Annotated in this window: 6 protein-coding genes, 1 tRNA gene and 1 pseudogene; all 8 read left to right on the top strand. The window is 49.2% G+C overall.

Features of this window, described 5'->3' with window-relative positions; genetic code table 11:
* Positions 1 to 703, top strand: a pseudogene (locus ACI32D_RS04760) (hypothetical protein); the annotation flags it as partial.
* A gap of 292 nt (positions 704 to 995) precedes the next feature.
* Positions 996 to 2,534 (top strand): hypothetical protein, encoded by a 1,539-nt coding sequence (locus tag ACI32D_RS04755; protein ID WP_439775482.1) that lies wholly within the window; start codon positions 996 to 998, stop codon positions 2,532 to 2,534.
* A 202-nt stretch (positions 2,535 to 2,736) separates the two neighbouring features.
* Positions 2,737 to 4,002, top strand: coding sequence for a tyrosine--tRNA ligase (tyrS, locus tag ACI32D_RS04750; protein WP_439775481.1), 1,266 nt, complete (start codon positions 2,737 to 2,739; stop codon positions 4,000 to 4,002).
* A 98-nt stretch (positions 4,003 to 4,100) separates the two neighbouring features.
* Positions 4,101 to 4,173: transfer RNA gene (locus tag ACI32D_RS04745), tRNA-Thr, on the top strand.
* Positions 4,174 to 4,268: 95 nt separating this feature from the next.
* Positions 4,269 to 5,420, top strand: a complete 1,152-nt coding sequence (locus tag ACI32D_RS04740; RefSeq protein WP_439775480.1) for a diguanylate cyclase domain-containing protein — start codon at positions 4,269 to 4,271, stop codon at positions 5,418 to 5,420.
* 84 nt (positions 5,421 to 5,504) lie between these two features.
* Positions 5,505 to 6,155 carry an HD domain-containing protein gene (locus ACI32D_RS04735; RefSeq protein WP_439775479.1) on the top strand — a complete coding sequence of 217 codons (651 nt, stop codon included), beginning with the start codon at positions 5,505 to 5,507 and terminating at the stop codon, positions 6,153 to 6,155.
* Between the two features lie 197 nt (positions 6,156 to 6,352).
* Complete coding sequence (locus ACI32D_RS04730) at positions 6,353 to 7,981, top strand: peptide ABC transporter substrate-binding protein (RefSeq protein ID WP_439775478.1); 1,629 nt, start codon at positions 6,353 to 6,355, stop codon at positions 7,979 to 7,981.
* 235 nt (positions 7,982 to 8,216) lie between these two features.
* Positions 8,217 to 8,931: peptide ABC transporter substrate-binding protein (locus ACI32D_RS04725; RefSeq protein ID WP_439775477.1), on the top strand; the 715-nt coding region annotated here is incomplete at its 3' end.

The following is an 8,931-nucleotide window of genomic DNA, read 5'->3' as shown; positions in this document are numbered from 1 at the left end:
CGGGTTCGGTGAGACGAACGGCGTCGCGAACGTCGGTCTCGTCGGCCCGATCCTCACCTACCTCATCCCGCTCGCGATCGCGTTCCAGGGCGGCCGCATGGTCTACGAGACCCGCGGTGCCGTCGTCGGCGCGATCATGGCGATGGGCGTCATCCTCGGTGCCGCCGGCACGGTGATGATCCTGGGCGCGATGATCTGCGGTCCGCTCGGTGCCTGGCTCATCAAGCAGATCGACAAGATCAAGAAGCCAATTACCCTGGTCTTCTACGGTGACCACTACCCGTCAATCGTTTCCCAGTCATACACGTCTAAGTACCCGGTTCAAATGCACTCGACCCGCTACTTCATCTACTCTAACAAGTACGCTCGTCAGCATGGGGCTAAGGCTAAATTGACTTCCAAGACCAACTACGTCAACACCAGTGACTTCATCGCCATGATGCTGGAACAGACCAACAGCAAGGTGACGGCTTACCAGGCACTTTTGACTGAAGTGCACAAGAAGCTGCCAGCCTTGACTATCAGCTACAGCGATGACACCGGCTTTACCCTGGTCGACCAAAAGGGCAAGGAAGTTGACCCGAAGACCTTGACCAGCTCACAGCAAGCTCTGCTCAAGGACTACGAAATGATCCAATACGACATGACGGCTGGTTCAGCCTATGCCTTGAAGATCAAGGGCTTCTATACCATGAAGAAATAGTTTAAACAGCCAGAATACCTGGCAAAAGCAGACTAACTTAGCAGGTTAGCCTGCTTTTTTGTTAAAACGTATTTGATTGGTATGTTACAATTTTTCTAGCTCTTGAAAAAAATAGAGGATTGTAAATATAAAACTAATGAAAAAACAAGTAAAAAATCTTTGGGCTTATCTTTGGCCGCTTTTGGCAGTTGCTTTGGTAACAACGGTGGTTATTTGGCCGCAGCTGCAGGCTAAAAGGGTAATTATTGCTGGAGATGCCCGCTTTCACTTTGGCCGCTTTTATGATGCGGCCATGCAGATTAAGACTGGCCATTACAGCTTTTTTCAAACAAACTATGGTTTCCAGCAAAGCGGCCGGATCATTAACGCCTGCTATGGGCCATTGTTTGCCTATTTTAATGGTGCCTTGCTTCTGCTGTGCGGAAATTGGTTTACTTTTCAAATCATCAGTATTTACCTGCTTTGCCTGTTAGCCGCGGGAAATATGATGCATCTTTTACGCTATAGCGGCGTCAGCAAAATCGCCAGTTTGCTCTTAAGCTTGGTGTACATCAATATCGGCATGATACCCGCTTTTATCAACGCCAGTTCCTTTAGCGGCTGGGGGCAGGCCTTCATGCCCTTGGTCCTGCTTAATGGGGTGCGAATGGTTAAAGACCAGGAAAAGCCGATCGATTGGGTCATCCTTGGGGCAACGATGGGTTTGCTTTTGCAGGTTCACCTGCTCAGCGCCCTATTGGCATGCGTGCTTTTGGCCCCGTTTTTCTTGCTGGCGCTTTTTAAAAAGAGAAATGTTTGGAAAGACTTCTTTAAGGCAGTTGCATTGGCCAGCGCATTGGGCTTGAATACGATTGTTGCAGTTTTTTGGCTGGCTGCCAGCAACAAGATGGCCCACTTGGATGCCTATAATATGGCAGTAAGCGGCTTGAAGCTGGGAAGTTACCAAAACGACCTGGGAAGCAGCTATGGACAGTTGATGCCGATGTTTTTGGCCATAATTCTTTTGAATTTCCTGTACATCTTTTTTAACCGGGCTGCCAAAAGCGTGGAAAAGCTTTTGGCAATATGGTCTTTAGTACTTATGCTCATTGCATCCAACCGTTTTCCTTGGGGATATGTGCAAAATAAGTGGCCAGTTCTGGCCAGCAACTTTCAGTTTCCATTCCGTTTGGTGGTTATAATCTACCCAATGGTGATTCTGTCTTTTGGCTTAAGTATCCAGAAACTTGCAGCTAAAGGCGGGAAGCCGTTCTTGCTGCTTTTATCGCTGGCTTTGCTGCTAGATACGGCTGTCCCGGTAGCGGAAAGCCATCGGAAAAATACTTTTCACGCTAATGGAACGCCTGAAATGGCCCAGGTAGTGGGCAAAGGGCTTAAACCCTTGATTTCTGTGATGAGTTATGGCAATCAGCCGGATTATTTGCCCGTTGTTGGGAAAGAAGACAACTTAGGCCACAAATACCATATGCTGGTAATTAAACGCTGGAAGAAGTTTGACCACCAGGTAATGACTGGCGGCAGGCTTAAATTAAGCTGGACAAGTACTGGCGGCAAAATAACCTTGCCACTTGTTGCATACTCGCAGACAGAATTAACGCTCAATGGCCGCAAGATCCATAATCTAAAAAGAAAAAGCGGCGGATTCCCGGTTGTGCGGGCTAGAATGGGCAAGAATACCGTGATTATGACCTTTAAACAGCCTTTATGGTGCAGCTTGCTGATTAACCTGTGCTGGTTTTCCTGGCTGCTGCTCCTCCTGCTGCTTTTTAAAAAGGCGCTTGACCCCGGGGCGAAATCATGTTATTTTTATAAAAACGCGACAGCGAAGTAGCTGCCTGGTTCAGCGTTCAGAGAACTAGCGGTTGGTGCGAGCTAGACAGGCCAGGCAGACGAAATACAGCGCGGGGAGGAGAGCCCCGTTAAGAAGCTCCAAAGAGGCACTTTGTGCGAACGTGGGTGGTACCACGGCTAAGACAGAATTTAGTCGTCCCTGGATCTTTTGATCCAGGGACTTTTTTTATCCGGAGGCAGAAATGGCAAATTTTGACATTTTGGAAGATTTGAAATGGCGCGGCGCCATCAACCAGGAAACTGACGAGGAAGGCTTGCGGGATTACCTGGCCAAGCATGACGACCTGGCTCTTTACTGCGGGACTGACCCGACTGGTGACTCCCTGCACATCGGTCACTTGATTCCTTTCATGATCTTGAAGAGATTCCAACTGGCCGGCTACAAGCCAGTCATCGTTATCGGCGGGGGTACCGGGTCAATCGGCGACCCATCTGGCCGGTCAACTGAACGGGTCCTGCAGTCTGAAGAAACGATCAAGCACAATGAAGAAGCGCTGACGGCGCAGATGGTCAAGCTTTTTGGCACGGAAAACTTCCGCATCGTCAACAACCGCGACTGGCTGGGCAAGATGACCCTGCTGGAATTCCTCCGCGACTACGGCAAGCTCTTCCAGGTCAACAACATGCTGAACAAGGAAGTCGTTGCCAGCCGGCTGGAAAACGGGATCTCCTTCACTGAATTCTCCTACCAGATTCTGCAGGCCATCGACTTCTACATCTTGAACCGGGACCACGGCGTTCAAATGCAGATCGGCGGGGCTGACCAATGGGGCAACATCACGGCCGGGATCGACTTGATCCATCGTTTGGAAGGGGCAGACCGGCCAGCCTTTGGCTTAACTATCCCATTGATGCTGAAGGCTGATGGGACCAAGTTCGGCAAGTCTGCCGGCGGCGCTGTCTGGCTGGACCCGGAAAAGACCAGTCCTTACGAATTCTACCAATTCTGGATCAACCAGGATGACCGGGACGTCATCAAGTACCTCAAGTACTTCACCTTCCTCAGCCATGAAGAAATCGACGCCTTGGAAGAAAAGGTCAAGACTGAACCTTGGAAGCGGGAAGCCCAAAAGCGGCTGGCGGAAGAAGTGACTAAGTTCGTTCACGGCGAAAGCGGCTTGAAGGAAGCCCAAACGGTCACTGAGGCCCTCTTCTCCGGCAACGTGAAGGACTTGACCACCAAGCAGGTAGAAATCGCCCTGGCCAAGGCGCCAAGTGCTGAGAGCGGGGCAGAAAAGAAGAATCTGGTGGACTTCCTGGTTGACACCAAGATCGAATCATCCAAGCGGCAGGCCAGAGAAGACGTTAACAACGGTGCCATCTACGTCAACGGCGACCGGATCCAGGACACTGACTTTGAAGTTGACCCGGCAGCTGCTTTTGACGGCAAGTTCGTCATCATCCGCAAGGGCAAGAAGAAGTACACCTTGGTGCACATCAAGGGCTAATAGATGTTTAAGAAAGTTTCCAAACTGGAAGCTTTCTTTTTCTTTTTTCTCGCTTTTATCTTTTTGCCGAAAAGAAGCCGGCATGTTACAATTAAGGCGCTGCTGTAGCTCAGGAGGTAGAGCACCGCCGTGGTAAGGAGGAGGTCGCCAGTTCAAATCTGGCTAGCAGCTTATGATCAGCAAAAGTGATTAAATTATTTGCATCGCTCTTCAAAATACTGATATACTAAGAATTATTAGTCAATTGTTATTTTGGAGGGGATCGCATGCAGAAATTTTCGACCCGGCTCTTGGTCATTCGGCGGCGATTCGCCAATTTTGCCAATACGACGGCCATTGTCCTGGTTATTTTTACAGTTGCTTTAGCCGCGATAGAAACCCGGTCACGGGACTTCATAGCTGATGACGGGAAGTTTTACCTGCTGGACGGGAAATACTTGCTGGCCCATCTTTTGATCGCTGGGCTGCTGACGGCTTTGCTGGTTTTGCTCCGCTATTTTTTGCAAAGGCAGAAGCAGCTGGAATACATGTCCAGCCGGGACGACTTGACCACCCTTTTGAACCGGGCGGCCTTTGATGACCGGGTCAATGACTACCTTCGCCAGCATCCGGCTGCCCAGGGCAGCTTCGTCATGCTGGACATCGACAATTTCAAGCTGATCAATGACGTCCATGGTCACAATGTGGGTGACCAGGTTCTGGTGACTTTGGCCCTCAACATGGAGAGTACCCTGGGCAGCGAGGCAATCATTTGCCGCAACGGGGGTGATGAATTCTGCGCGTTCGTTCCGGGCACAAGCGACGACCAGGTCGCCAATCTGGCCAAGCTGGACCAGGTTTTTTCCGCTAAAGAGCAGCAGTATCCTTTTTCCATTTCCCTGGGCTATGTTCACTACCCCCAGCAGGCCGTCTCGGTGGCTGATGCCCTGGCTAAGGCAGACCTGGCCCTTTACGTGGTCAAGGACGATGGCAAGCATGGCTGGCGGGAGTACAACGATGCAATGACGCGGACTGACCGGAAGCAGTTTGGCTTTACCTTAAGGGAGGTGGCCGACAACCTGCCGGTTTCTTTCTTCATTTGCCAGGCAGAAGGGGAGAGGGAAATTCTTTTTGCCAACCAGTCCCTTCTGGACATGCTGGGCTTCAAGGGTTTCGCGGATTTAATTGCCTTTACGGCTGGCAAGCTGCTGGGTTTAATCTACCCTTCTGACCGGGCATTGCTTGACTTGGTGGCCGGTGAGGATGCAAGACGGGTACCTGACCGGCCGCGCTGCTTGTCTTGCCGCCTGCTAACCAAGGATGGCGGCTGCGAGAAGGTCTTCAGCAAGACCCGGCTAGTTGAAGACGCCCGCTATGGCAAGGTCTTTTATATCACCTTGTCATTGCAGAATGATTATAAGATTCTAAAAGAGAACTAGGAACTCTAGTTCTCTTTTTTGCTTGCATTTTTAGAGCCATCCGCTATAATTGAAAAAATAATTAAAGCAAACACGGAGGTAAAAATGGAACGGAAACTGATCGCGGATTTTGTCAAAGAAAACCTGGCCGAAGAAAGAACGGGGCATGATTACTACCACGGCCAGCGGGTGGCGGTTTTAGCTGAAAGAATGCTGCTGGCTGATCACCCGGAGTCTAGCCAAAAGAGCCGGGACATCGCTTATACGGCGGGCTTTGTTCACGATACGATCGATGAAAAGGTCTGCCCAAACCCAAGTGAAGTTTTGGCCAAATTACGGGAAGTCTTCACGGCAGCCGGCTTAAGCCGAGAGGACCAGGAAAACGTCTTTTTCACGATCGAGCACATGTCTTTTTCCAAAAACATTGACCGCCACTACCAACTTTCTTTAGAAGGAGAGTACGTCCAGGATGCCGACCGGCTGGAGTCTCTGGGGGCGATGGGAATTGCCCGGGCTTTCGTTTACAGCGGCAAGCACGATGACAAGATCTACGACCCGGAAATTCCGCCGATGGAATTGGTCAGTCATGATCAATACCGGAATCATGAAGAAACTACGATCAATCATTTTTATGAAAAGCTTTTTAAGCTGGAAGGGCTGATGAACAGCCAGGCCGCCCAAAAGGAAGCCCGCCGGCGGACAGAATACATGCGGGATTTTGTCCAGGAATTTAAGCAGGAGTGGTATTTAAATTAGAGGAAATTAACAAACTGGCCAGGTGATGACATCTTTTTAGCTTTTTATGGGCAAAAATTTATTTTTCTTTAAGTTAGCCCTTGAAAAGAGTCTAACTTAGAATTATAATCAATTTATCATGTTGACTGAGAGACGGCTTAAAGCTGTGTTGGCCATCTTTTCAGCGCAAACAAATATGTGTTATAAGGAGAAAAAAGATGAAGTTATCTAAGACTTTGAGCGTTGGTGCAACTGTGCTGGCATCAGCTGCTCTCTTGGCTGCCTGCGGCGGCAACAGCAGTAAGGAATCCTCTTCTTCAAAGAAGACTTTGAACTGGACGGTTGCTTCTGAAATCCCAACCATGGACATGTCCAAAGCCACTGACGCTACTTCCTTCAACCAGTTGTCAAACACTATGGAAGGTCTGTACCGTTTGGGCAAGAACTCCAAGTTGGAAAAGGCTTTGGCAACCAGCGAAAAGGTTTCTAAGGACGGGAAGACCTACACTTACACTCTGCGCAAGTCCAAGTGGAGCGACGGCAGCGACGTTACTGCCCAAGACTTCGTCTACTCATGGCGCAGAACTATTGACCCAAAGACTGCTTCACAAGATTCCTACCTCTTCTCCTGGATCAAGAACGCTGACGCGATCGTAGCCGGCAAGAAGAAGGCCAACACTTTGGGCGTTAAGGCTGTTGGCAAGTACAAGCTGGTTGTTACTTTGGAACGCCGGATCGCTTACTTTGACAAGCTGATGGGCTTTGCCGTCTTCTTCCCACAATCAGAAAAGGCCGTAACCAAGTACGGTTCTAAGTACGGTACTGCTTCTAAGTACATGCTTTACAACGGTCCGTTCAAGCAAACCGGCTGGACTGGCTCAAACCTGTCCTGGAAGATGGTCAAGAACCCATACTACTGGGACAAGAAGAACGTCAAGCTTGACACTATCACTTGGAGCGTACAAAAGACTCCATCAACTTCTTACAACCTTTACCAATCAAACAAGCTGGACTACACTGGCCTGGACGCTTCACAAACCAAGCAATTGAAGAACCAGAAGGGCTACGTAACCTTGAACCAAGGTGCAACCTTCTACATGCAGTTCAACCAAGCCAAGAACAAGTACCTGGCCAACACCAACGTCCGTAAGGCCCTGTCACTGGCTATTGACCGTAAGGGCTTGACTTCATCACTTGGCGGCAACAGTGTTCCAGCCAACACTTTGACTCCAACTCAATTGACTGAAGTTAACGGTGAAGACTACACCAAGCGGATCTCCAAGTCTGCTGAAAGCTACTACCCAGCTTCAACCAACAAGAAGGAAGCTGTCAAGTACATGAACAAGGGCTTGAAGGAACTGGGCGTAAGCAAGTTCAGCTTCAAGATCTTGTCCGACGACACTGACTCAGGCAAGAAGACTACTGAATTCCTGCAATCAGTCTTTGAATCAACCTTCGGCAGCAAGGTCAGCGTTTCAGTTCAAAACCTGCCATTCAAGACCCGTCTGTCACGGTCAACTGCAGGTAACTTCGATGTCGTAATCTCCGGCTGGAGTGCCGACTTCGCAGACCCGATCTCCTTCTTGGACCTGTTCACTTCAACTAACCCAGAAAACAACGGTAAGTGGAAGAACTCAAGCTACGACAAGCTGATCGCTGACTCCAAGACTACTGCTTCAACCAGCAAGCGTTGGGACGACCTGACTAAGGCAGAAGACATCCTGCTGAACAATGTCGGTGTTGCTCCACTTTACTACAACACTAATGCTGCTTTGATCCGTCCAACTGTTAAGGACGTCTACCAAAACCGCGGTACTTGGAACTTCAAGGACACTTACATCAAGTAATCAAGCAAAAAGAAGAGGCTCTGCCTCTTCTTTTTTGTCTGCTTATTTTGATATATGTTTAATTGACTTGTATTTGCTTTGGTATATTTAGATTGATGAAATAATATGACATTTTTTCTTAAAAACGCTTGAAGCTGATCAAGCAGAGAATTATAATGAAAATATCATTAAAGACTGCTGTGGAGTCTTAACTAGCATAGGCGCTGGAACAGTCAGTAAAAGCAAGGAGAAAAAGATGAAATTATCTAAGAGTTTAAGCCTGGGAGCCACGGTTTTGGCTTCAGCAGCATTGCTTGCTGCTTGTGGCAGCAATAGCAGTTCTTCATCATCCAGCAGCAAGAAGACCTTGACCTGGATGGATTCAGCCGAAATTCCAACGATGGACCTTTCAAAGGCCACCGACGCGGCTTCCTTCAACCAGATTTCCAACACGATGGAAGGTTTGTACCGTTTAGGCAAGAACTCCAAGCTGGAAAAGGGCTTGGCAACCAGCGAAAAGGTTTCTAAGGACGGGAAGACTTACACTTATACCTTGCGCAAGTCTAAGTGGAGCGACGGCAGTGAATTGACCGCCAAGGACTTTGTTTACTCCTGGCGCCGGACTGTTAACCCAAAGACCGCTTCCCAATATTCCTACCTCTTCTCCGGGATCAAGAATGCTGATGCCATCGTAGCTGGCAAGAAGCCAGTCAGCTCCTTGGGGATCAAGGCAGTTGGCAAGTACAAGCTGGTCGTGACTTTGGAACGGCGGATCTCATACTTTGACAAGCTGATGGGCTTTGCCGTCTTCTTCCCGCAGTCAGAAAAGGCTGTAACCAAGTACGGTTCCAAGTACGGCACAGCTTCTAAGTACATGCTCTACAACGGTCCGTTCAAGCACGTTGGCTGGACCGGGTCCAACCTGTCTTGGAAGATGGTCAAGAACCCATACTACTGGGACAAGAAGAGCG

It is taken from the genome of Lactobacillus sp., from assembly GCF_051873315.1.
GTDB lineage: Bacteria > Bacillota > Bacilli > Lactobacillales > Lactobacillaceae > Lactobacillus.
The sequence above is the reverse complement of the archived record's forward strand: the minus strand, read 5'-3'. Positions and strand labels throughout refer to the sequence as shown.